The following is a 22,434-nucleotide window of genomic DNA, read 5'->3' as shown; positions in this document are numbered from 1 at the left end:
CCATGGACATCGCGCTCCGCCCGGTCCACGACAGCGACCTGCCGGTCTTCTACCGGCAGATGAACGACCCCGAGTCCCTGCGGATGGCCGCGTTCACCCCCCAGGACCCTGCCGACCGTGACGCCTTCGACGCCCGCTGGAAGCGCGTCCGCGCCTCGTCCGACGTGGTGCCGCGCACGATCCTCGCGGACGGCGATGTCGTGGGCAGCGCCGCGGTGTACGGGGAGCCGGGCGAGCGCGAGGTCACCTACTGGATCGACCGTGCGTACTGGGGCCGGGGCATCGCGACGGCCGCGCTGCGGGACCTGCTGGCCGAGGTGCCCGAACGCCCGCTGTACGCGCGGGCGGCGGCCGACAACGCGGGATCGCGGCGGGTTCTGGAGAAGTGCGGGTTCCGGGTCACCGCGAACGCCCGGGGGTACGCGCACGCGCGCGGCGAGGACACGGACGAGGTCGTACTCACCCTGACGGGCTGAGCCGGATTTCATGAACAGCGCATGAGAAACGCGGGCGGAAGGGAACGATTCACTCCCGTCCGCTCGTCCTTCTGAGCGGGATGAACAAGACGATCAGGCGTGCCGCCGTCTTCACTCTGCTGCTCGTGCTCTCCCTGCTGGTCAGGGCGACCTGGGTGCAGTTCTACGACGGCAAGGCACTCGCGGACAACAAGAGCAACCGACGGAACGCGATCGAGCAGTACGCGAACCCGCTCGGGAACATCATCGTGGCCGGCCGGGCGATCACCGGCTCCGCGCAGACGAAGGGCAGCGACCTCAAGTACAAGCGGACGTACACCGACGGCAGTCTGTACGCGGCGGTCACGGGCTACAGCTCCCAGGTGTTCGGGGCGACCCAGCTGGAGGGCGTCTACAAGAATCTGCTGGACGGCACGGACACCCAGCTGAAGAACCCCCTCGACACGATCACCAACAAGCGCGCCAGCCCTGGTGACGTGGTCACGACCATCGACCCGGACGTGCAGAAGGCGGCGTACGCGGCGCTCGGCAGCAAGAAGGGCGGGGCCGTCGCGATCGACCCGACGAACGGCAAGATCCTCGCGGTCGTCTCCACTCCGTCGTACGACCCCTCGCAGCTGAGCGCCGGCGACTCCGCCGCCTGGACGAAGCTGACGAAGGACGCGGACAAGCCGATGACCAACCGGGCGCTGCGCCAGCCGCTGCCCCCTGGGTCGACGTTCAAGCTGGTGGTCGCGGCGGCGGCGCTGGAGGACGGGCTGTACAAGAACGTGGACACCGGCACGGACAGCCCGAACCCGTACACACTGCCGAACACAACGACCGATCTGTCGAACGAGAGCGCCTCCGCGCCCTGCAAGGACGCCTCGATCCGGGTAGCGCTCCAGTACTCGTGCAACAACGTCTTCGCGAAGATGGCTGTCGACCTCGGGCAGGACAAGGTCAAGGCGATGGCGGAGAAGTTCGGCTTCAACGACAGCTCGCAGGACGTGCCGGTACGGGCGTACCCGAGCGTCTACCCCTCGAACATGGACAAGTCGTCCACGGCGCTGACCGGCATCGGCCAGTACGACGTCACCGCGACCCCGCTGCAGATGGCCATGGTGTCGGCCGCCATCGCCAACGGCGGCAAGCTGGTCTCGCCGCACATGGTGTCGCAGACCAGTGACGCGAGCGGCAATGAGGTGAAGAACTACGACGACAGCACCCAGACCAAGGAGATCGTCAGCTCGACGACCGCCGAGCAACTCCAGTCCGCGATGCAGACGGTCGTCACCGAGGGCACGGGCACGAACGCGAAGATCTCCGGCGCGACCGTAGGCGGCAAGACGGGTACGGCCCAGCACGGCGAGAAGAACAGCAAGACTCCGTACGCCTGGTTCACCTCGTACGCGAAGTCCGACTCGAACGGCAAGGAGGTCGCCGTGGCGGTCATCGTCGAGCAGTCCGACGCGGCGAGGTCCGAGGTCAGCGGCAACGGCCTGGCGGCACCGGTGGCCAAGGCCATGATGCGGGCGGCGCTGAAGAACTGACGCACCGCGCACGACGAAGGGCCGCCCCGCACCCCTGGGGGCGGCCCTTCCTCCGTACGGTCACTTCACACCCGTACGGTCACTTCACGCCGAACAGCTGCCGAACGGGATCGATCGCGAAGTACACCAGGAACAGCGCCGACACGGCCCACAGCAGCCAGTGGACCTCGCGTATCTTGCCGAGCACCGCCTTGATCACGACGTAGGCGACGAAACCGGCCCCGATGCCGTTGGTGATCGAGTAGGTGAACGGCATCGCCGCGATGGTCAGGAACGCGGGGATCGCGATCTCGTAGCTGTCCCATTCGATGTGCTTGACCTGCGTCATCATCAGGAAGCCGACCGCGACCAGGGCGGGGGCCGCCGCCTGCAGCGGCACGATGGTGAGCAGCGGGGTCAGGAACAGGGCGAGGGCGAACATACCGCCGGTGATGAGGTTCGAGAAGCCGGTGCGCGAGCCCTCGCCGACGCCGGCCGCGGACTCGATGTAGGCGGTGTTGGAGGAGGCGGAGGCCGCGCCGCCCGCGACGGCCGCGGCGCCGTCGATGAACAGCACCCGGCCGATGCCGGGCACCTTGCCCTCCTCGTCGAGCAGTCCGGCCTCGGCGCTGATGCCGACGATCGTGCCCATGGCGTCGAAGAAGTCCGACAGGATCAGGGTGAAGATCAGCAGGACGACGGTCAGGGCGCCGGTCTCGCCGAAGCCGCCGAACAGACTGAAGTGTCCGACGAGACCGAAGTCCGGGGTGGCCACCACGTCGGAGGGGATCTTCGGCGTGGTCAGGCCCCAACTCTTGATGTCCGCGGCCGAGTTGATGATCACGGCGACCACGGTCAGCGTCACGATGCTGATCAGGATGGCGCCCTTGACCTTGCGTGCCATCAGTCCGATGGTGAGCAGCACGCCGAGACAGAAGACCAGCACGGGCCAGCCGGTCAGCGAGCCGGTCGCGCCCAACTGCACCGGCACGGTGGTGTTCGCGACGTCCGGGATGCGGCTGACGAAACCGGCGTCCACGAAGCCGATGAAGGCGATGAAGAGTCCGATACCCACACCGATGGCGTGCTTCAGCGGTTGCGGGATGGCGTTCATGACGGCTTCGCGCAGTCCGGTGAGGACCAGTACGCAGATGATCACGCCTTCGATGACCACCAGGCCCATCGCGTCGGGCCAGCTCATCAGCGGGGCGATCTGGAAGGCGACGACGGCGTTCAGGCCGAGGCCCGCGGCGATCGCGAGGGGCAGATTGCCGCCCACGCCCATGATGACGGTCATCACCGCGGCCACCAGGGCGGTGGCCGTGACGAGTTGGCCGCTGTCGAGCTGGTGGCCGAACTTGTCCTTGGCACTGCCCAGGATGATCGGGTTCAGGACAAGGATGTAGGCCATGGTGAAGAACGTGGCGAATCCGCCGCGTATCTCCCGGCCGAAGGTGGAGCCCCGTTCGGAGATCCTGAAGAACCGGTCGACGCTGTTCGCCGCTGGTGGCACGGCACTTGGCCGGTCGGCCGCCTTCTGGGTTTCGGACATGGCTGATACTCCTTGTGACCTGCGTGCTGGGTGTGCGGATGCTGGCTGGATTGTTCCCGCGTTGAACCGCTTTCAGGTTTTCACCGTGTTACGGAATCAAGTTCGGCCCGCCATACGCTGTTCGAAGCCCTGTACGCATCGCTGGTACGCTCACGCATCTCGCCCCACAGGGGCACCATTCCTTCACGGATGGCGCACGGGGGCCGTATACGCACGCACCCGCACCGGTTGCTCAAATGCCGCAGCAAGGAGAGGTAGCCGTGGGCACTGTCGTCGACGACGCAGCCTCCGTGGAGTTCCACGCCTTCTTCGAGCGGCACCATGCCGAACTCGCCCGCTTCGCCCATCTGTTGACCGGCGAGGCGGACGCCGCCGACGATCTGGCGGCCGACGCGCTGCTCGCGCTGTGGCACCGCTGGGACCGGGTGCGCGCGGCCGACCACCCGGTGGCGTACGCCCGTGGTGTCGTCGCGAACCTGGCCCGCACCCGGATCCGCAGCGCCGTGCGCGAGCGCAGACGGATCACACTGTTCTGGTCGCAGCGCGAGGACACGACCGAGAACCCCGACATAGCGGGGAAGATCGATGTCCAGGAGGCGCTGCGCCGGCTGCCGTTCCGTAAGCGCGCATGTGTCGTGCTTCGGCACGCTTTCGACCTCTCGGAGAAGGACACGGCGCTCGCCCTCGGTGTTTCCGTGGGTACGGTTAAGTCCCAGACGTCGAAGGGCATGGCCGAACTGAAGCGGCTCCTCGGCACCGACGAGGCCCCGATGCGGGTGCACGCCGGTGTGCTGCCCACGGGTGGAGCCGGAGGAAGGGACCGATGAGGAAGGCGCAGGACGTGCACGACGAGCTGCGCGCCAGGCTGCACGAGGCGGCCGAGGCGCATGAGCCCGACCGCGCGCGCATCCTGGCCCGGGTCGAGCGCGGGATGTCCGGCGCCTCCGAGCGTCGTCCCCGGCGTGCGGCGCGTCCGCCGGTGCTCGGCTGGGGACGGGTCGTCGGCGCCACGGCCGCGGTCGCGGGCGTCCTCGCGGTCGGCGGCTACTGGGTGGCCGCGGCGGTGCAGGAGAACAACCCGCCGCAGCAGACGGTCGCGGTCTCGCCGACCCCGGTCGTCTCCCCGGACGCGACGAGCCGCGCGCCCGTCGTGCCGCACCCGTCGCACACCTCGGGTGCCTCGAAACCGTCAGGGAAGGCGAGCGCCTCCCCCTCGGACACTCCCTCGGCCGTGAACTCCTCGCCCGCCGCGCCCAAGGCGCCCGCCGCGGGCAACCAGGACGGCTCGCTGTGGTCCGACGGTTCGGTCGATCCGCACAGCAACGACTTCTGGGCGCAGAGCAATGTGACCCTGAAGAACGCCGACAAACTCACCTCGCTCACCGTCGAGTTGAAGATCAAGCTGACCGGCGGGGTCAGCGACGCGGGCTCCTGGCGCTCGGCACCCGAGAGCGACTTCACGACGACGGTCGCCGAGAAGGACGGCTTCCTCGTCTACACCTGGGTGCTCAAGGACGGCCACACCCTCGCGGCGGGCCAGTGGGTCTTCGCGGGCCAGTACAACCACACCCGCGGCGGCCGGGACGCCAAGGACGACCGCTACTCGGCGAACGCGAGGACCACGGACAGGACACTGTCGGTGGCGGGCGACTTCGCCGCCGCGAGCGGCACCGACGGCGACTCGTAGAAAGTCCCCTCGAAAAAACCTGCGGCCGGCGGCAACCCTTTCCTCACCTGCGGCGACCAGGAGACGAACACGTCCCCTCCCCACAAGGAAATGCGCTTCATGACTGCACGAGTTGAACAGCGCGTCCGGCACCGTCGCCGCCTCACCAAGCGGCGGTCCGTGATCGGTGGGGTCACCGCCCTCGGCATCACCGGGGCCGCGCTCGTCACGACGTCGATGCTGAGCACGGCGGGCGCCAGCTCTGTCTGGCCGACGGCCAAGGGCAGCAAGGCCGTCTCGAAGACGATCTCGGTCTCGGGCACCTACGACGGCAAGCTGACGAAGTTCTTCGGCAGCGGTTCTCTCGGCACCTCCGACCAGTCGGAGAACCAGGGCCCGATCTTCGAGCTGAAGGACGGCGCGGTCCTCAAGAACGTCATCATCGGCACCCCCGCCGCCGACGGCGTCCACTGCCTGGGCAGCTGCACGCTGCAGAACGTGTGGTGGCTGGACGTCGGCGAGGACGCGGCCACCTTCAAGGGCAAGGCGTCGTCCGCGAAGTACGACGTCATCGGCGGTGGCGCGCAGAAGGCCTCCGACAAGGTGTTCCAGTTCAACGGCGCCGGCAAGCTCACCATCACCGGCTTCCACGTGGAGAACTTCGGCAAGCTGGCGCGCTCCTGCGGCAACTGCAAGACGCAAGTCAAGCGCACGATCGTGCTCAGCGACATCGACGCGACCGCCCCGGGCAAGGCGCTGGTCGGCATCAACTCCAACTTCGGCGACACGGCGACGCTGTCGAAGATCCGTGTCACCGGCGACACCAAGAAGAAGCTCAAGACCTGCGTGCGCTTCAAGGGCAACAGCAGCGGCAAGGAGCCCACCGAGCTCGGCACCGGCGCGGACGGAACCTTCTGCAGGTTCTCGTCATCTGACATCACGTACAAGTAAGGGATCTGCTGGCCTGAGCCCCCCTTCGGAGCCAGTCAGAGGAACGCCCCCGCCGGTGACGACCGGCGGGGGCATTCACTTTCCCTCGTACGTCAGTACGCGGGTGCGTCAGTTCATGGTCGAGCCGATGGTCGTCGAGCCCGTCGTCAGGAACGTGGTCGCCGGCAGCGAGCCGCTCGACGAGCGGGCGCCGTACGCCGTGGTCGCGTCCGTCGACTTGAAGGACGGCGTCGAGGTGCCGCTGTCCCAGTTGTTGGCCGCGGAGACCGTGGACGAACCGAGCTTGTCCAGACCGCCCTTGTTGCTCACCGCGAGGTTCCTGGCGAGCCGCGCCTTGCCCGTCGCGAAGAAGAAGCCCGCGTCGGTGTTGGCGTAGGCGGTGTTGCGGTTGAGGACGATGGCACCGGTGTTGGAGTTCTCGGTGAAGCCGTTGCCCGCGTTGTCCCAGGCCGCGTCGTTGTTCACGACGTGGGCGACCGAGGCCCCGCCGCCGCCGAGCTTGAAGCCGTTGCCGTTGCCCTCGAAGGCGGAGTCGTTCCAGCGGTTCTTGCCGTTGCCGTACGACCAGGAGTGCTCGATGGTGATCGGCGAGGAGAACTGCCAGAGGTCGAGGCCGTCGTCCGCGTTGTTGTAGAGGCGCGCGCCGGTGACCTTGTTGCCGGTGCCGGAGCCGAACTTGATGGCGATGCCGTCGGCGTTCTGCCCGTGGTTCGCGGCGTCGTAGTTGCCGTAACTGTCCAGGTTCTGCACGAGGTTGTCGGTCGTTCCGTCGCCGCGCAGCGTGAAGCCCGAGTCGCCGTTGTTCGCGGTGACGAGGTTCTTGAAGACGCCGCCGACGGAGGAGGTGGCGACGAAGCCCTGGGCGGGCGAGTTCTGCCAGGTGATGTTCTGGACGGTCCAGTAGTCGCCGTAGATCCCGGCCAGCCAGGAACCGGCGGCCAGCTTGGAGCCGTCGATCTTCACCTTCTCGCTGCCGTACGCGGTGAGCGTGATCCGCGTGGAACCGGTGCCGTTCGCCGTCGACTTCAGCGTGGCCGTCGGGTAGTACGTGCCGCCGCGCACCTGGATGGTCGTGCCCGCGGCGGCATCGGCGACGGCCGTCTGCAGCTGCGCGGTGGTGGAGACGGTGACCGTGGTGGCGGCGGCCTGCGCCGAGCCGTTGTTCGCGAGGCCGAGGTAGACGCCACCCGCCCCCGCGGCGACGGCCACCGCCGCGGCGATCGAGAGCGTACGGGTCCTGCGGTGGCGTCCGGTGCTCAGAAGCACGGGGCGTTCCTTTCCTAGGGGGACGGGAGACGAAGCGGGCCAAAGGGGCCGCCCCGGCCCGCTTCTGCTCCCTGGTCGCCGCGGTGGCGGGAAACGTTGCCGGGGGCTCACGAAAAAGGTCGAAACTTTCGCTGGCCGTCGGGCCGCCTTCATCAATTGACGCGCTGTCCCCCACTGGCAACACTCCGAGAGCGCTTTCCCCACAGAATCCACCAGACTCCGACAGGATGTGTCATGCGACGCCGCACCGCCCGCGCGCTCCTGATCCCCGTCCTCGCGCTCCTCCTGGGCCTGCTGGCCGCCCCACCGAGCCCCGCGTCACCGTCACCATCGGGAGCATCGCACGTGAACGAACCGAAGTACGCCGGTTATCTCTTCGCCTACTTCACCGGCGAGGGAACGGCCGACGGCGAGCAGATCCGCTACGCCCTGAGCCGCGGCAACGACCCGTTGCACTGGCGGGAGTTGAACGCGGGCAGTCCCGTCCTGACCTCCACCATCGGAGAGAAGGGGTTGCGCGACCCGTTCGTGATCCGCTCCCCCAAGGGCGACAAGTTCTTCCTCATCGCCACCGACCTGAAGATGTATCAGAACTCCAGCGGCAGTTGGGACTACGTACAGCGGCACGGCAGCAGGTCCATCATGATCTGGGAGTCCACCGACCTGGTGCACTGGACCGACCAGCGCCTGGTGAAGGTGGCCCCCGACAACGCGGGCAACACCTGGGCCCCGGAGGCCTATTGGGACGACTCCCTCGGTGAGTACGTCGTCTTCTGGGCGTCCAAGCTGTACGCCGACGACGACCCGGACCACACCGGATCGACGTACAACAAGATGTTGTACGCCACCACGAAGGACTTCCGCACCTTCAGCGAGCCGAAGGTCTGGGACGACCCGGGCTACTCGGTCATCGACTCGACGGTCATCAAGAACAAGGGCAGTTACTACCGCTACACCAAGGACGAGCGCGACCCCAGCTCCTCCAGCCCCTGCTCGAAGTTCATCACCGGCGAGAAGTCGACCTCCCTGACGAACACCAAGTACGACTTCGTCTCCGACTGCATCGGCAGCGGCTCGATCGATCGCGGCGAGGGCCCGACGGTCTTCAAGTCCAACACCGAGAACAAGTGGTACCTGTTCATCGACGAGTACGGCAGCCGCGGTTACGTCCCCTTCGAGACGACCGACCTCGACTCGGGCAAGTGGACCATGTCGACGAACTACCAGCTGCCCGCGAGCCCCCGGCACGGCACGGTGATGCCGGTGACACAGGCGGAGTACGACCGGCTGCTGGCCGCCTATCCGACAACCGGCACGTCGGTCGTGGACGCGACCGCGAAGGGCCAGAAGGGGTACGCGATCGTCACCGAGTCGGCCTCGAAGGTCGTCCTGCCGATGAAGCCGGACGCGGACCTGAGGCACCTGGCCCCCGCCCTCGCGGTCGGCGCGGGTGCGAAGGTCAGCCCGGCCTCGGGCACACACCGGGACTTCCGCACCCCGCAGACGTACACCGTGACGGCCCCGGACGGGACGAGCCGGACCTGGACGGTCGAGGCGGCGGCGACCCGCAGCCCGGTCCTCCCCGGCCTCAACGCCGACCCGGACGTCCGCTACCTGGACGGCCAGTACTGGATCTACCCGACGACGGACGGCTACGCGGGCTGGAGCGGGACAAGCTTCAAGGCGTACTCGTCGAAGGACCTGGTCCACTGGAAGGACCACGGTGTGATCCTGGACCTGGGACCCGATGTGTCCTGGGCGGACAAGAACGCCTGGGCCCCGGCGATCGCCGAACGCGACGGCAAGTACTACTTCTACTTCTGCGCCGAGCAGCAGATCGGCGTGGCCGTGGCCGACTCCCCGGCCGGTCCCTTCAAGGACGCGCTGGGCAAACCCCTGGTCGGCAAGGGGCAGTTCACCGGTCAGATGATCGACCCGGCGGTGTTCACGGACGACGACGGCCAGTCGTACCTGTACTGGGGCAACGGCCATGGGTACGTGGTGCCGCTGAACGCCGACATGGTGTCGTTCGACGCCTCGAAGGTGCGGGACATCACGCAGCCCGACTTCCGTGAGGGATCCTTCGTCGTCAAGCGGCAGGGCACGTACTACTTCATGTGGTCCGAGGACGACACCCGCAGCGAGAACTACCACGTGGCCTACGCGACCGGACCGTCCCCGCTCGGCCCGTGGACCAAGCGGGGCACGATCCTGTCCAAGCGCCCGGAGTACGGCATCAAGGGCACCGGACATCACTCCGTGGTGAACGTCCCCGGCACCGACGACTGGTACATCGTCTACCACCGCTTCGCCCTGAACGGCCCCGGGAAGGCGGGCGGGGACGGCACACACCGGGAGACCACCATCGACCGCATGGAGTTCGCGGCCGACGGAACGATCGAACCGGTGGTGCCGACCCTGGAGTCGATCCGCCCCGTGCGGACCGACCGCTCCTGAGAGGACTCAGCCCATGACTCAGCTGACGAAGTACGTCGGGTTCGGGAGCTTGAACGTCTTGTCTGCGTAGCCCCCGTCGAGGTCGGAGTACTGGTCGCCGAAGTTGGCGACGATGTCGTACCCGAGGGACTCGATGTGCTTACGGGTGCCGGACTTGTACTGCACGGTGGTGCAGTTCCAGGCGGCGGCCGTGGCGCAGGCGCTCAGATAGGCCGGCGGGTTGGCCGCGTCCTTGAGGAACATGTGGGCGGCGTCGAGGTTGATGTCGGCGCCGACCTTCTTCAGGTTCGTGACCGCGTCGACGCGCTGCGACTCCTTCAAGCCCGAGTTGTAGAAGACCTCGACGCCCTTGGACTTGGCGTACGCGACGAGTTCGGGGGTGCCGAAGACGGCCGGACGGTCGGCCTGGGCCACGTACGCGGCCCAGGTGGCCGAGTTGTACGTGTAGTTGGTCTTCTTCTCGTAGTCGAGGGAGAGCAGCAGCGTGTCGTCGATGTCGAAGACGACCGCGGGCTTCTCGCCCCGGTGCTTCGCCTTGTGCGCCGCCCTGTCGATGTAGCGCTTGGCGTCCGACTCCAGCCGCGACAGGTCCTTGGCGTACTGGCTGTCCTTGGACGCCTGGTACACGCCGTTGCTGTCGAGCGTGGCGCCGTAGTAGGTGTCGATGTCCTTGACCAGGAGCCCGATGTTGTAGGGCTCGTGGGTCGAGTTGGCCGTCGACTGGCCGGCCGTGGCGACGCCCGTGCCGTAGAGAGCACCGCCGGCGACGGCACAAGCGGCCGCGATGGCTGCCGCTCTAAGGGACTTCCGCATGGATTCTCCGGATCTGGGTGATGGGTGACCAGGTCATTCCGCACCAGGTCAGGGAATGTCTACGCGCATCACGCATGCCGTGCGAGAGGCTTTATCCGATCGAGACCTCACCCGCGGGCGGCATCTCCCTGGATGCATTGCCCGCAGCTGGCGTCGACTTGACCTTCTCTTGAACCGGTTCTCCTAGGGTCGGAACGCACATGCGAACGATGCGTCAGACGGGGAGAACCGCATGGGTGAGGGAAACGGCGACGGCATGGTCCTGCACATCCACACCGCCGATCTGAAGCGCGCGGCGCCGGACTTCCACGAAGGGGCCAAGAACCTCAGCAAGGCACTCACCACCCTCGTCACCACCCTGGACGGCCTGGGAAAACCCTGGGGCGACGACAAACAGGGCAAGGAGTTCGGGGACGCCTACTCGCCGCTGCAGAAGAAGATAGAGAGCGCGGCGGGCACCCTCGTACTCGGCCTGGTGAGCATCCACGAGGCCATGAACGACCTGGCGGACGGCACCGTCGACAACGACCAGCTGATCGCGGGAATGTTCACCGAGGTGAAGACCGGCGGGGCCGACAAGGCCGGGAGCGACGGTTCCGGTGAGCGTTGAGGACGAGGCCAAGAAGATCCTGCTGAAGCTGGGCCTGTGGTGGCCGGACGCCAACTCCGGTTCGCTGCGGGCCGCGGCGACCGCCTGGCGCACCTTCGCCGACGCGGTCGACGACGTACGCGGACCGGTGCACACGAGCGCGTCCTCCCTCATCCACCACAACTCCGGCGAATCGATCGACGCGTTCGAGAAGTTCTGGGACCGCTACGCCAAGGGCAAGGACGCCGGCTGGCTGAGCGACCTGGCGGAGTCGTCCCGGGCGATGGCGAAGGCCCTGGACAAGTTCGCGGACGCCATCGACGACGCCATCAACAAACTCTGGACGCAGATCGGCATCGACGCCGCCGTGATCGCGGGCGGGGTGGCGCTGGCCTTCTTCACGGCGGGCCTCGCCTCCGGAGCCGCCGTCGCGGCGGCCGACGCCATCATCGAGTTCGGCGCCACCATGGGCATCGCCGTCTCCACCACCGTCGCGGAGATAGCGGCGGGCACCCTGGTCGCGGCGGCCTTCGGCGGGGTCGAGTCGGTCACCGTCGATCTGGCCGTGGCCCAGCCCCTGAAGATGGTCACCGGTCTGCAGCAGGGCTTCAGCCTGGACGAGGTCAACCAGGCCGCCAAGGACGGCATGATCTTCGGCGGCGCGCTGGGCGCGGGCAGCGGCGTACTGAAGGCGGGCGTGGAGGGCGCGTTCAGCGACACCACTCCCCTCCTGCTGCGCCCGCCGTCGCTCCGCCCCGACCTGGTCGAGCTGGGGCCGTCGGCCCGCCAGGCCGACCGCGTCCCGTGCGTGGGCGAGCCGATCGATGTGGCGACCGGTGCCATGCTGATGGCCCAGACCGACGTGACGCTGCCGGCCTCCCTCCCGCTTCTCTTCCAGCGCACCCACCTCTCCTCCTATCGCGGCGGCGTCTGCTTCGGCCCGACCTGGATCTCCACCCTCGACGAGTGCGTGCAGATCGACGGCGAGGGCGTCGTGTTCGCGGCGGCGGACGGCATGCGGCTCGTGTATCCCGTACCGGAGCCGGATGTAGCGACCCTCCCCGTGAAGGGCGCCCGCTGGCCGCTGCTCTGGGACGGCAAGCCCGACGGTGTCATGACCATCACCGACCCCGTCTCCGGAGTCGTCCGCACCTTCAGCACCCCCTTCTCGTCGGGCTCGTTCGGCGTCGTACACCTCCCGCTCGACTCCTGGAGCGACCGCAACGGCGCCCGCATCGACGTCGAACGCGACGACGAGGGCGTGCCGTTCGGGATCCGCCACTCGGGCGGCTACTACCTGGCCGTCGACACCCAGGGCCCCCGCATCACGGCCCTGCGCCTGCTCGACGAGGCCCCGTACCGCTACGGCCCCGACGGCCCGGTGGGCGAGGGCACGGTCGTCATGCGGTACGGCTACGACCCGTCCGGCAACCTCACCGAGGTCGTCAACTCCAGCGGCGAGCCCCTGCGTTTCACGTACGACGAACAGGGCCGGGTCACCCGGTGGACCGACCGCAACGGCACGTGGTTCTCGTACGTGTACGACGAGCGTGGCCGGGTCGTCCGCACCGAGGGCGTCGACGGCATCCTGTCGGGCACGCTGACGTACGACGACGCGGCGTCCACGACGACGTACACCGACTCCCTCGGCCGCGTCTCCAGCCATCGTTACAACTCCGAGGGTCTGGTCGTCGAGGAGACGGACCCGCTCGGGCACGTCACTCGCACGGAGTGGGACGCGTACGGGGCCCATCCCCTCACCGTCACCGATCCGCTGGGGCGTGCCACCCGATTCGCCTACGACGGCGCCGGGAACCTCACCGAACTCACCCTGCCGGACGGGTCGGTGGCGAGCGCGACGTACACCGCGTTCGGTCTGCCCGCCAACGTGCTGGAGCCCGGTGGTGCCGAGTGGCGCCACACCTACGACTCCCGCGGCAATCTGCTCACCACCCGCGACCCCCTCGGCGCCGAGACCCGCTGCACGTACGACGAGTCCGGTCATCTGGCCACCCTGACCGATGCCCTCGGCCACACACGAGTGGTCACTTCCAATTCCGCCGGGCTCCCCGTGACGGTCACCGACGAACTCGGGCAGGTCACCACCATCCGCCGCGACACCTTCGGCCGGATCGTAGGGGTCGCCGATCCGCTGGGCCGCACGACGCGGATGAGCTGGTCGGTCGAGGGTCGACCTGAGTGGCGTGAACTCCCGGACGGCGCCCGTGAGTCATGGACCTGGGACGCCGAGGGCAATCTCCTGACCCACACAGACCTGGCGGGGAACGTCACGCGCCACGCCGTCGCCCCTTTCGACGCCCCCGCCACCCGTACCGCGCCGGACGGCACGACCTACACGTTCACGCATGACACGGAGCTGCGCCTCACGGGCGTCACCAACCCGCAGGGCCGAAAGTGGTCGTACTCGTACGACAGAGCGGGGCGCCTCGTCGCGGAGACCGACTTCGACGGCCGAGTCCTCGCCTACGAGCACGACGCGACGGGCGCACTCGTCTCGCGCAAAAACGGCGCGGGCGAGACGCTGCACTTCACACGGGACACGCTCGGCCGCGTCACCGAACAGCGCGACGACACCGGCGGGACGACGGTCTACACCTACGCGGCGAGCGGCCGTCCGGCCACCGCGAGCAACGCGGACGCCGAGATCGGTTTCGCGTACGACGCGGCGGGCCGCACCATCAGCGAGACCGTCAATGGCCTTACGACCGCGTTCGCCTACGACGCCCTGGGACGCACCACTCGTCGCACCACACCGTCCGGACTCGCTTCACACTGGACCTACGATCCGGTGGGCCGCGCGGTCGCACTCTGCAACGACGCCGGAGAGGTGAGGTTCGAGTACGACGCGGCCGGCCAGGAGACACGGCGTCTTGTCGGCGACCACGTGGAGCTCTCCCAGAGCTGGGACCCCGCTGGACGCCTCATGTCCCAGGCGGTGACCGACACCGGAAACGGGGCAGGCGACCGTCTTCTCCAGCACCGCTCCTATGCCTATCGCCCCGATGGCTATCTCACCGAGATCCGTGAACTCACCGCCGGCACCCGGTCATTCGAACTGGACGCCTCAGGCCGGGTCACCCGGGTTCGCGCCCTCGGCTGGAGCGAGACCTACGCCTACGACACCGCGGGCAACCTCACACACGCCACCGCCCCGGCTCACGAGGCGCCCGGCGAGCGCACCTTCGACGGCACCCGCATCCGCAGTGCCGATCGCACGACGTACGATCACGACGCCCAGGGCCGACTCGTGCGCAGGGCACGCATGCTCCTGAACGGGCAGCGGCGCACGTGGACGTACGCGTGGAGTGCCGAGGACCGGCTGACCGAGGTGACCACCCCGGACGGCGAGTGCTGGCAGTACCTGTACGACCCTCTCGGACGTCGCGTCGCCAAGGTGCGCCTCGCCGAGGACGGCTCGGTCACCGCGCGCACGGACTTCTCGTGGGACGGCACCCGCCTGGCCGAGCAGGTCTCCCCCGACGGCCGCGTCACCTCTTGGGACTACTCCCCCGACACACACCGGCCGGTCGCGCAGACCGAACGCACACCAACGCCGCGCGGCCCGCAGGAATCCTTCCTGGCCCGGCTGGCCGAGGAGACCACGGGCGATCGCGCCGTCCGGTTCCACGCGATCGTCACGGACGCCGTAGGCGCTCCCGCCGAACTGGTCACCGCCGAGGGCGAGGTGACCTGGCAGCGGCGCACCGGCCTGTGGGGCACCGGTCTCCCCGGCCCCGAGGACCGAGGCAGGGCGGACACGGACTGCCCCCTCCGTTTCCCCGGCCAGTACGCCGACCCGGAAACGGGTCTGCACTACAACTACTTCCGTTATTACGACCCCGAAACCGCACGCTATCTCTCGCCCGACCCCCTCGGTCTGGCGCCCGCCCCCAATCCGGCCGCGTATGTTCACAACCCGTACTCCTGGTCGGACCCGCTCGGCCTGGGACCCTGCCCGCAGCTCAGGGAGGGTTACAGCTCCCAGCCCGCGTTCAAGGACGACCCGTACCACCCGAAGGCCGTGGACGACCGCGTTCAGGACATGCGGGATCTGTACGGAATACGCGACCCCAAGTCCGCGGGAATGATCGGCTCCAACGGTCCGCAGATCACCAGTAAAACCCTCTGGAATCAGGGGCCCTACCGAATCGACGTAGAAAACCCCAACCCTGGGCAGCGCCCCGGCCAGCTGCACTTCCAGGACCAGACGAACAAGAGCGCAAAGTACCAGTACAATTTTGAGACCGGACAGTTCGACGGACTCCCCCGTTCAGTATTGAAGGCTGTGGGGAACAATCCGGGATTCATCGCGGCCATCAGAAAGGGACTCGCCGCTCTGGGCGAGGGATAGACATGCGCATGAACAGAATGATGGCCGCCATGATGCAGCGGACCGACCTCACCCGACTGTCCGAGCCGGACATTCCGTTGCCCTTCCGGGATGTCGCCGGACGAGGTTGGACAGTCGGCTCCGATGGCGCCGTCCTGTTGACCGAATTGACCGAGGGCACGGTCGGATCCTTCTTCGACGTGGTCCAGGAAGAGACCTCGGTCAACGGTCGCGGAATGACCGACTACGATCTGCCTGAATCCGGACAAAGCCGCGAAGAGCAGCTTCTCCGCCGATGTCTCGCCTACTCCTTCGCATGTCTCGAAAGCGCGGCAGACCAATTCGGAAAGAACTCCGTGTGCGCCTATGTCTCCCTTTCGATGGGTGGACTCGACGACGATGTCCTCACGGCCAATGTGACATTCTCCAGCCATCACCCCGGCCTCCCGCCATATGTAGAGGACATCGAGAGTTACTCGCGCGAGGCACTCCTTGAGATTCAGCTCGGGGACTACTCCGCATCGACCGGCGCCGGCGGCCCGTGGCCGGTCGAAGTCCGCCAGAAATAATGCGAAATGATCACTTCGAAAGGGATCTGAAAATTGACTGACGGATTCAACCTGGCCGCGGGGTCGCACGGCCCCTCGCCGGTCGTCCTCGCCGTGTTCCTGTTGGGCGGCCTGGTCGCTCTCTGGTGCGGGGTGGGCTGGGCGTTCGACGTGCGGGGGATCACCACCCGGCGCTCCGAGCGGATTCGCCGCAAGAATGAGGAGAGCTGGGCGGCGATGGGGCGCCTGGGCGGGTCGCCCACCCTTTTCGCGACCCCTGGATATCTCCGGTTCCTGGGTGCGCTGATGGCGTTCGCCGGTGTGATCCTGTGCGTGGTGGCGTACGCCCTGTGGCACTTGGGCTGAGTGTGCGTCGGCGTACGCGCGGGAAGCGGTCGGCCCTGCCGCTTCCCGCACGGGACGGTCGCTGAGAGCTAGTTCATCGTGGCGCCGATCGTCGTACTGCCCGTCGTCAGGAATGTCGTCGCGGGCAGCGAGCCGTCGGACTTGCGGGAGTTGTACGTCGTCGACGCGTCCGTGGAGACGAAGGACGGGGTGGAGATGCCCGAGTCCCAGTTGTTGCCGGAGGACGTGACGGAGGACCCCTTGGAGACGGCCGCGCTGCCGTTGCCGACGGCCAGGTTCTTGCCGAGCTTCGTGGAGCTGGTGGCGAAGTAGTAGCCGTACTTGCCGTTGGCGTACGCGGTGGTGCGGTTGATGACGATCGAGCCGGTGTTGGAGTTCTCGGTGAAGCCGTTGCCGGCGTCGTCCCAGGCGGCGGAGTTGTTGACGACGTGCGCGACGACCTCGCCGTCGCCGCCCAGCTTGTAGCCGTTGCCGTCACCCGCGAAGGCCGAGTCGCCCCAGCGGTTCTTCCCGTTGCCGAAGGACCAGGTGTGCTCGACGGTGACGGGGGACGAGAAGGACCAGAAGTCGATGCCGTCGTCCGAGTTGTTGTACAGGCGGGCGCCGGTGATCAGGTTGCCGGTGCCGGAGCCGAACTTCACGGCGACGCCGTCCGCGTTCTCGCCATGGCCCGCGGCGTCGTAGTTGCCGTACGAGTCGATGTTCTTGACCGTGTTGTTGACGGTGCCGTCACCCGTGAGTGTGAAGCCGGAATCGCCGCCGTTGATGGTCTTGATGTTGTTCCAGTTCGTGCCGGTGCAGGACTGGCAGACGACCGCGCTGTCCGGGGAGTTCTGGAAGGTGAGGTTGGAGACGTTCCAGTAGTCTGCGGTCAGCTTGAAGATCCAGTCCCCGGCGGGCAGCGACGAGCCGTCGATCTTCACCGTCTCCGAGCCGTACGCCTGGAGGGTGACGGGGCTCGACGAGGTGCCGTTGGCCGTCGACTGGAGGGTGGCCGTCGGGTAGTACGTACCGGCGCGCACCTGGATGACGGTGCCGGCGGTGGCGTTCTTGATGGCGCTGGTGAGGTCGGCCGTGGTGCTGACGACGACGGTCGCCGCCTGGGCCTGGGTGGGCAGGACGGCGAGTCCGGCGCCGAGCGCCAGGGTGGCGCCTAGGGCGAGAGCGGTTCGACGAGACATGGAGTGCGGTCCTTTCGTCGAGCGGGTGGGGGAGCTACTGCGGTGATCGGTGCGGGGCCATCACGGGCACCAGTCGCCGAGATACGCCGCACGCGTGTGCGACATGGCTTCCGTGTCCGTGAGCTGGGGACGGTTCTCCGGCACGGTGATCTCCGCGCCGGGGCCGGTGTTGCGGTACTCGCGAAAGCGCATGGACTGCCAGGGGTAGGCCTCGCGCATGTTGACGTAGGGCGCCACCGCGTCGATGCCGGGGCCGAGTTCCGTCTCCCGTACGACCAGGGACGGCCAGGCCGTCGTCTCGTACGACGGCACCCACGGCCGCGCGATCTTGTACGCCCCGTCCTGCGCGCCCGAGGTGACCCGGCCGCGCAGGGCCAGGAAGCCGTGCGGGTTGGCGCGGGCCGTGGAGGGCGCGAAGACCATCCCCTCAGGTCTGAAGGTGACGTCCCGGTCGAGGGTGTGGAAGTGGCAGCGCTCGAAGACGGCGGTGGCCCGCCCGAAGACGAAGTCGACGTCGCCCTCGATGTAGCAGTCGCGGTAGTACTGGCGGTCGAAGGCGGTCAGGGCCGTCGTGTCCGCGAACAGGGTGTCCTGGTGTGCCAGCAGGCGGACCTGGGTGAAGGACGAGCGGTCCCCGGTGACGTACGCCGCCACCGCCTGCGTCCCGGTGATGTCCGGGTGGTCGGCGCGCAGCCAGTCGTTGGCGAGCGTCAGCCCCTGCACGGTGAGCCCCGGCGCCGCCGAGGTGAAGGTGGCGGAGCCGGCGGTGCCGTACGTCCCCGAACCGTCGGGCTTCTGCGTGCCGCCCGCGTGGTCGTACACGATGACGACGTCGCGCGGGTCACGGGTGGCACCGCGCAGTGTCAGGTCGGCCTTGTCGGCGGGGATGTTCACGACCTCGCGGTAGGTGCCCGGGTGCACGACGATCGTCCAGCCGGCGCCGGTCACCGCGTCGACGGCGGCCTGGACGGAGTCACCGGGGCGGACGTGCAGCACCCGGCGCCCGCCCGCGAAGGCGGGAGTCGCGCCGAGGACGGTGAGCGCACCGGCCGTGGTGAGGAAGGCGCGTCGGCGCATCTCAGCACCCCTTCCACGGCGTCCAGTCGCCGAGATACGCCTCCCGGGTCGCCGACTCGGCCTCGACGGCGCTCAGTTGGGGACGGTTCTCCGGGACGCTGATCACCGCGCCCGGCCCCGTGTTCCGGTACTCGGCGAAGCGCTGGCTCTGCCAGGGGTAGGCGTCCGCCATGTCGGTGTAGGGCGCGACCGCGTCGATCCCGGCGGCGAGGCGGGTGTCGCGGACGGTCAGCATGGGCCGGGCGGTGGTGTCCGAACCCGGCACCCAGGGGCGGGCGAGCTTGTAGTACGCGTCCGGGGCCTCGCTGCTGACACGGCCGTGGGTGACCAGGTAGCCGCGCGGGTTGGCGAGCGCGGTGGAGGGGGCGAAGACGAAGCCGTACGGGGCGGCCGCCAGGTCCGTGCGGTTCAGGGTGCGGAAGTGGCAGCGCTCGAAGACGGCGCTCGCCCGGCCGAAGACGAAGTCCACGTCACCCTCGACGTAGCAGTCGCGGTAGTACTGGCGGGCGAAGGTGCCGAGCGCGATCGAGTCGGCGTACAGCGTGTCCTGGTGGCCCAGGAACCGGCACCCCACGAACGCCGAGCGGTCGCCCTGCACCTTGACGGCGACCGCCTGGGTGCCGGTGATCTCGGGGTGGTCGGCGCGCAGGAAGTCGTTGGCGAAGGTGATCCCACGGGCGGTGAACCCGTCGGCCTGCACGGTGGTGGTGGCCGAGCCGGTGGTCCCGTAGGTACCGCCGCCGGGCTTCGGCGTGCCGTTGGCGTTGTCGTACACGACGACGACGTCACGGGGGTCCCCGGAGGCGCCGATCCAGGTCATCTCCGTACGGGCGACGCCGACGGCGACGGTCTCCCGGTACGTTCCCGGCGCGATGACCAGGCTGTATCCGGCCCCTCCCCCAGTGCTTAACGCCTGGGAGGTGCCCCCACCGGCGCTGACGGCGGCCTGGACGGTGGTGTGATCGCCGAGGCCGCCGGGGTGGACGTACAGGGTGCGCTCGGTGAGCCGGGCGGACGGCGAACCGTAACGCCCGAAGGGGGATTTCTCCTGGGGCCACGCCTGGGCCCGCGCGGGAGTCGCGAGGCCGAGCGCGAGAGCGGCCCCGGCACTGGCGACGAGGAAGGTTCTCCGGCTGGAGACGGCAGGACCGGGTGTGGTGGTGCGGGAGAGCATGGCGATGCTCCTTCGCTGTGCCGCGAGGCTCAGAGGCCTCGCGGGCTCTGCGGGAGGGACGAGGGGCCGGAGCGGCACGCCCTGGGTGAGGGGCGGTGCGGAGCCGCTCCGGCCTGACCAGAAGGGCTGCAACGATCGGAGCCGGTTCGACCCGATCAGCTGGTCGACCGGATCAGCCGGATCAGCTGGTCAGCAGATCTTTCCGGCGCCCGCCCCGCGGTCCACGATCCGCGGCACCGCCCTGGGCGAGTCGACCTTGGTCCGCAGGGTCGGCGTCCATCCAGCCCCGGACTGCAGCGTCTCCGCCGGGATCTCCGCGTTGTGCACGGCGATCAGGTCGGTGGCCGCCCCGTTGACGTAGTTGTCCGCCGCGGTGAGCGGCGCCTCCTTCCACTTCTTCAGGACGGTCGCCGCGCTGACCCCGGCGGGCAGCGTGAACGCGTTGTGCTGGGCGACGAGTTGGGACTCCATGCCGATGCCGTAGCTGTAGGAGTAGCCGTCGCCCGCGACGAAGTGGTTGTTGTAGGAGTCGACCTGGCCGAAGCGGACGCGGGGCGCGCGCTCGACGAGGTTCGAGAACAGGTTGTGGTGGAAGGTGACCTTGAGGTGGCCCCGGTCGACCGCGGCGGTGGACGCGCTGTCGCTGTTGCCGATGAGGATCGTCTTGTCGTGGTCGGCGAAGACGTTCCAGGAGGCGGTCACGTAGTCCGCGCCCTTGACGATGTCCAGCTCACCGTCGTGCTGCTCGAAGATCCGGCCGAAGTACGTGGGCAGCGTGCTGTCGGGGTGGTCCCCGTCGGTGAAGGTGTTGTGGTCCAGCCAGACGTGCGTCGAGCCGTACACCACCGCGCTGTCGTACTCGGAGTTCCAGTTGCCGACGGAGGTGTCGGTCGGGTCCCACTGCGGGAAGCAGTCGAGCGGGCTCTCGAAGGTGAGGTTGCGGACGATGACGTTGTCCACGGCCTTGATCTGGAGGCTGGCGCCCTTGAACCCCGCGCCCTTGCCGAGGCCGACGAGAGTGGTGTTGGCGGGGATCTCCGCCTTGATGGCGGTGTCCTGGTTGGCGGCGGAGGCGCGGCGCAGGCCTTCGGGGCTGTCATCGGGCTCGGCGTCCAGGTTGGTGCCGTATCCCCAGTTCTCCGGGGAGTACTTCTGCAGATAGGCGTCGAAGTCGTAGCCCGGCGCGGCGAAGGAGTCGCAGCCCTCGGCGTTGGCGTCGATCGTGCCCTTCACCTGGATGATCTTCGGGGCGGTGCCGCCGCTCTTCAGCGCGGCCTTGAACTCGGCCCAGGTGGTGACGGTGTACACGTGCGCGGCGTCGGCCGCCGCACCACCGGAGGTCCCCGTGCCGTCGGAGCCCCAACCGTCACCGGCGGCGAGGGTCTGTCGACCGAGGTCGCCCGACCGGGCCTGGGCCTGGGCGGTGGTGCCGGTGACGGCGAGGGCCAGAGCGGTGCAACCGACCAGCAGGGCCGTCGTCGCCGGCCTTGCTGTGGCATGTCCATGCCATCTCTGTGTGTTCACTGTGCGGCTCTCCTTCTGGCGGAGGTGTGGAAGGGGGTTACGCGGCCGCGTCCGGCCAGGTGATCCAGGACTCGGGGACTTCCTCGTCCAGCCGGCGCACGTCCCGGTGCGCCAGCACCCGGCGGTGCGGCAGCTCGGCCGCGACGAGACGGGCCACGGCGATCGCGCCCGGCGGGTTGAAGTGGGTGTTGTCCTGCTCGGTCGCGGTCCAGTTGAAGTACTTCTTGGTCTCCTCGACGCCGAGCCGCTGCCACAAAGCGATCGACAGGGCCTGGATGTCGAGCAGCGCCACGCGCTCCTGTTCGGCGAGGGCGCGCATCGCCGCCGGGTAGTCGCCGTGGGTCGGCACGGCGTTGCCGTCCGCGTCGAACTTTCTGCGCTCGACGGGGGTGGCGAGCACGGGCCGCGCGCCACGGGCCCGCGCCCCGTCGACGTACTGCCGCAGATGGTCCTGGTACGTCGTCCAGGGCTCGGTGTAGCGCGTCGGGTCGGCGCTCTTCTCGTCGTTGTGCCCGAACTGGATGAGCAGGAAGTCTCCCGGCCGGATCACGTCGAGGATGACGTCGAGCCGCCCCTCGTCGACGAAACTCTTCGAACTCCGCCCGTTCACGGCGTGATTGGAGACTTCCAGGTGCTCCCGCAGAAAGAACGGAAGCGCCATGCCCCACCCGGTCTCGGGCGCGGCGTCGGCGTACTTCTGGGCGGCGGTCGAGTCACCGGCGATGTAGAGGGTGCGGCGACGCTGGGTGGCTTGTGCGGTGCCGGTTGCCGCAAGGGCAACGGGAACGGCGGCAAGAGCCGCCGAGGTGACCTGTCTACGCGTAAGGGACACGAACGTGTGCCTTTCAAGCAGAGGGGGACCCGCGCCCCGTCTTTTGGGGGCGCGGGGAACTGCGCGACCAGCCACGCCCGGCCCGCGGTCGCCACACAAC

18 protein-coding genes are annotated in these 22,434 nt (G+C 68.4%); 10 read left to right on the top strand and 8 right to left on the bottom strand.

What is annotated here, in order from left to right; translation table 11 throughout:
• Nucleotides 1-2: 2 nt before the first annotated feature.
• Together SMIR_RS29930 and SMIR_RS29925 are read left to right on the top strand one after the other, a co-directional pair.
• A complete protein-coding gene (locus SMIR_RS29930; protein WP_212727606.1) occupies nt 3-476 on the top strand; it encodes a GNAT family N-acetyltransferase in 474 nt (157 codons plus the stop codon).
• An 80-nt stretch (nt 477-556) separates the two neighbouring features.
• Nucleotides 557-2,008 carry a peptidoglycan D,D-transpeptidase FtsI family protein gene (locus SMIR_RS29925; protein ID WP_168490393.1) on the top strand — a complete coding sequence of 484 codons (1,452 nt, stop codon included), beginning with the start codon at nt 557-559 and terminating at the stop codon, nt 2,006-2,008.
• A gap of 79 nt (nt 2,009-2,087) precedes the next feature.
• Here SMIR_RS29925 and SMIR_RS29920 read toward each other — a convergent pair whose 3' ends face one another.
• Entirely contained in the window at nt 2,088-3,539 is a 1,452-nt protein-coding gene (locus SMIR_RS29920; RefSeq protein WP_212727605.1) for an NCS2 family permease, read from the bottom strand.
• A 260-nt stretch (nt 3,540-3,799) separates the two neighbouring features.
• Here SMIR_RS29920 and SMIR_RS29915 point away from each other — a divergent pair, with 260 nt between their 5' ends.
• From SMIR_RS29915 to SMIR_RS29905, 3 genes are all read left to right on the top strand, one after another.
• On the top strand, nt 3,800-4,366 hold the full coding sequence (locus SMIR_RS29915) for a SigE family RNA polymerase sigma factor (RefSeq protein WP_168490395.1): 567 nt from the start codon (nt 3,800-3,802) through the stop codon (nt 4,364-4,366).
• Nucleotides 4,363-5,226 carry a hypothetical protein gene (locus SMIR_RS29910; RefSeq protein ID WP_168490396.1) on the top strand — a complete coding sequence of 288 codons (864 nt, stop codon included), beginning with the start codon at nt 4,363-4,365 and terminating at the stop codon, nt 5,224-5,226. The genes SMIR_RS29915 and SMIR_RS29910 overlap by 4 nt, the downstream gene beginning before the upstream one ends.
• A gap of 99 nt (nt 5,227-5,325) precedes the next feature.
• On the top strand, nt 5,326-6,156 hold the full coding sequence (locus SMIR_RS29905) for a pectate lyase (protein ID WP_212727604.1): 831 nt from the start codon (nt 5,326-5,328) through the stop codon (nt 6,154-6,156).
• A 108-nt stretch (nt 6,157-6,264) separates the two neighbouring features.
• On the opposite strand, the gene SMIR_RS29900 is transcribed toward SMIR_RS29905, so the two are convergent.
• Nucleotides 6,265-7,422, bottom strand: coding sequence for a right-handed parallel beta-helix repeat-containing protein (locus tag SMIR_RS29900; RefSeq protein WP_168490398.1), 1,158 nt, complete (start codon nt 7,420-7,422; stop codon nt 6,265-6,267).
• A gap of 234 nt (nt 7,423-7,656) precedes the next feature.
• On the opposite strand from SMIR_RS29900, the gene SMIR_RS29895 reads away from it, so the two are divergent.
• Nucleotides 7,657-9,879 (top strand): glycoside hydrolase family 43 protein, encoded by a 2,223-nt coding sequence (locus SMIR_RS29895; RefSeq protein WP_168490399.1) that lies wholly within the window; start codon nt 7,657-7,659, stop codon nt 9,877-9,879.
• 18 nt (nt 9,880-9,897) lie between these two features.
• Here the strand turns inward: SMIR_RS29895 and SMIR_RS29890 are convergent, their stop codons facing one another.
• Nucleotides 9,898-10,692 (bottom strand): HAD family acid phosphatase, encoded by a 795-nt coding sequence (locus SMIR_RS29890; RefSeq protein ID WP_168490400.1) that lies wholly within the window; start codon nt 10,690-10,692, stop codon nt 9,898-9,900.
• Nucleotides 10,693-10,924: 232 nt separating this feature from the next.
• Between SMIR_RS29890 and SMIR_RS29885 the strand changes: the two genes are divergently transcribed.
• The 4 genes from SMIR_RS29885 to SMIR_RS29870 are packed head-to-tail and all read left to right on the top strand — an operon-like array spanning nt 10,925 to nt 16,546.
• The gene (locus SMIR_RS29885) at nt 10,925-11,302 is read left to right on the top strand and encodes a hypothetical protein (RefSeq protein ID WP_168490401.1); all 378 of its coding nucleotides are present in this window, start codon (nt 10,925-10,927) and stop codon (nt 11,300-11,302) included.
• A complete protein-coding gene (locus SMIR_RS29880; protein ID WP_168490402.1) occupies nt 11,292-15,653 on the top strand; it encodes an RHS repeat-associated core domain-containing protein in 4,362 nt (1,453 codons plus the stop codon). The genes SMIR_RS29885 and SMIR_RS29880 overlap by 11 nt, the downstream gene beginning before the upstream one ends.
• An 8-nt stretch (nt 15,654-15,661) precedes the next feature.
• Nucleotides 15,662-16,201 (top strand): hypothetical protein, encoded by a 540-nt coding sequence (locus SMIR_RS29875; RefSeq protein ID WP_212727603.1) that lies wholly within the window; start codon nt 15,662-15,664, stop codon nt 16,199-16,201.
• 33 nt (nt 16,202-16,234) lie between these two features.
• A complete protein-coding gene (locus tag SMIR_RS29870) occupies nt 16,235-16,546 on the top strand; it encodes a hypothetical protein (protein WP_168490404.1) in 312 nt (103 codons plus the stop codon).
• Nucleotides 16,547-16,614: 68 nt separating this feature from the next.
• On the opposite strand, the gene SMIR_RS29865 is transcribed toward SMIR_RS29870, so the two are convergent.
• The 5 genes from SMIR_RS29865 to SMIR_RS29845 form a co-directional block, all read right to left on the bottom strand.
• On the bottom strand, nt 16,615-17,727 hold the full coding sequence (locus SMIR_RS29865) for a right-handed parallel beta-helix repeat-containing protein (protein ID WP_212727602.1): 1,113 nt from the start codon (nt 17,725-17,727) through the stop codon (nt 16,615-16,617).
• A 60-nt stretch (nt 17,728-17,787) separates the two neighbouring features.
• The gene (locus tag SMIR_RS29860; protein ID WP_212727601.1) at nt 17,788-18,804 is read right to left on the bottom strand and encodes a pectinesterase family protein; all 1,017 of its coding nucleotides are present in this window, start codon (nt 18,802-18,804) and stop codon (nt 17,788-17,790) included.
• A 1-nt stretch (nt 18,805) separates the two neighbouring features.
• The gene (locus tag SMIR_RS29855; protein WP_168490407.1) at nt 18,806-19,978 is read right to left on the bottom strand and encodes a pectinesterase family protein; all 1,173 of its coding nucleotides are present in this window, start codon (nt 19,976-19,978) and stop codon (nt 18,806-18,808) included.
• Between the two features lie 189 nt (nt 19,979-20,167).
• A complete protein-coding gene (locus SMIR_RS29850; protein WP_212727600.1) occupies nt 20,168-21,502 on the bottom strand; it encodes a pectate lyase family protein in 1,335 nt (444 codons plus the stop codon).
• Between the two features lie 37 nt (nt 21,503-21,539).
• The gene (locus SMIR_RS29845) at nt 21,540-22,334 is read right to left on the bottom strand and encodes a rhamnogalacturonan acetylesterase (RefSeq protein ID WP_168490409.1); all 795 of its coding nucleotides are present in this window, start codon (nt 22,332-22,334) and stop codon (nt 21,540-21,542) included.
• Nucleotides 22,335-22,434 lie beyond the last annotated feature (100 nt).

Source organism: Streptomyces mirabilis, assembly GCF_018310535.1.
Classification (GTDB): Bacteria; Actinomycetota; Actinomycetes; order Streptomycetales; family Streptomycetaceae; genus Streptomyces.
The sequence above is the reverse complement of the archived record's forward strand: the minus strand, read 5'-3'. Positions and strand labels throughout refer to the sequence as shown.

Excerpts from the sequence above, each read along its gene's own strand:
- SMIR_RS29930 (WP_212727606.1), top strand. The coding sequence starts at position 3 with ATGGACATCGCGCTCCGCCCGGTCCACGACAGCGACCTGCCGGTCTTC.
- SMIR_RS29925 (WP_168490393.1), top strand. The coding sequence starts at position 557 with ATGAACAAGACGATCAGGCGTGCCGCCGTCTTCACTCTGCTGCTCGTG.
- SMIR_RS29920 (WP_212727605.1), bottom strand. The coding sequence starts at position 3,539 with ATGTCCGAAACCCAGAAGGCGGCCGACCGGCCAAGTGCCGTGCCACCA.
- SMIR_RS29910 (WP_168490396.1), top strand. The coding sequence starts at position 4,363 with ATGAGGAAGGCGCAGGACGTGCACGACGAGCTGCGCGCCAGGCTGCAC.
- SMIR_RS29905 (WP_212727604.1), top strand. The coding sequence starts at position 5,326 with ATGACTGCACGAGTTGAACAGCGCGTCCGGCACCGTCGCCGCCTCACC.
- SMIR_RS29895 (WP_168490399.1), top strand. The coding sequence starts at position 7,657 with ATGCGACGCCGCACCGCCCGCGCGCTCCTGATCCCCGTCCTCGCGCTC.
- SMIR_RS29890 (WP_168490400.1), bottom strand. The coding sequence starts at position 10,692 with ATGCGGAAGTCCCTTAGAGCGGCAGCCATCGCGGCCGCTTGTGCCGTC.
- SMIR_RS29885 (WP_168490401.1), top strand. The coding sequence starts at position 10,925 with ATGGGTGAGGGAAACGGCGACGGCATGGTCCTGCACATCCACACCGCC.
- SMIR_RS29875 (WP_212727603.1), top strand. The coding sequence starts at position 15,662 with ATGAACAGAATGATGGCCGCCATGATGCAGCGGACCGACCTCACCCGA.
- SMIR_RS29865 (WP_212727602.1), bottom strand. The coding sequence starts at position 17,727 with ATGTCTCGTCGAACCGCTCTCGCCCTAGGCGCCACCCTGGCGCTCGGC.
- SMIR_RS29860 (WP_212727601.1), bottom strand. The coding sequence starts at position 18,804 with ATGCGCCGACGCGCCTTCCTCACCACGGCCGGTGCGCTCACCGTCCTC.
- SMIR_RS29855 (WP_168490407.1), bottom strand. The coding sequence starts at position 19,978 with ATGCTCTCCCGCACCACCACACCCGGTCCTGCCGTCTCCAGCCGGAGA.